Below are 741 nucleotides of genomic sequence, written 5' to 3'. Positions count from 1 at the left end.
AAAGTAAAACCGGTGGGCCAAGAATGCGAGTGCTTAGCGTAGAGGACAGCAGGCTTTACTGCGCGAGAATTGACGATCCTGTTGAGAAAGAAATAGAAATCAGCGTTGATAGCGTCTCGTTTTACCGCGAGGAGGGCAATTTCGGCGTCTGTTAATGCGCATTCCCTTCAGGCTGACGACCTCTTTTAGCCTGAAGGGAACGTAATAACGCGTTACTGTTGGGTCGGTGCAGTCGTCATTTTTTTCAGGTCCTGATCGATAAAGAACAGACCCCCCTCCGCCGTACTGACCAATGCCAGCTTGTCGAGAATGGATTTAAACAGTTTCTCTTCTTCATGTTGCTCAGCAACATACCATTGCAAGAAGTTGAACGTTGAATAATCTTGCTGCGTCATTGCTGCATGAGCCAGCTCGTTGATTTTGTGCGTAATTAATTGCTCATGCTCATAGGTCTGTTCAAATACGTCAGACAGTGAAGCAAAATCGACCGGCGGCGCAGCGATAGCGCCCAGTACGGGCATGCTGCCGGTATCATCCAGATAGTTGAAGAGGCGTTGCATATGTTCCATCTCTTCTTGCGAATGTGTTTTCAGGAATGCTGACGCACCTTCAAAACCTTTATCGCCACACCATGCGCTCATTTGCAGGTACAAATTAGCAGAATAGAACTCCAGGTTTAGCTGGTCGTTTAATTGTTGAATCATCTCTTTTTTGAGCATCTTTCATTCCCTCTGATTGGCT

1 protein-coding gene is annotated in these 741 nt (G+C 46.7%); it reads right to left on the bottom strand.

The genetic code is table 11. The annotated features are described in order from the left end of the window. Positions 1 to 212: 212 nt before the first annotated feature. Positions 213 to 719, bottom strand: a complete 507-nt coding sequence (gene ftnA / locus J5224_RS32475) for a non-heme ferritin (protein WP_264629052.1) — start codon at positions 717 to 719, stop codon at positions 213 to 215. Between the last annotated feature and the right edge of the window lie 22 nt (positions 720 to 741).

The organism is Candidatus Symbiopectobacterium sp. NZEC135 (genome assembly GCF_025962695.1).
Note: the sequence above shows the minus strand (reverse complement) of the source record. Positions and strands in the feature narration are given on the sequence as shown.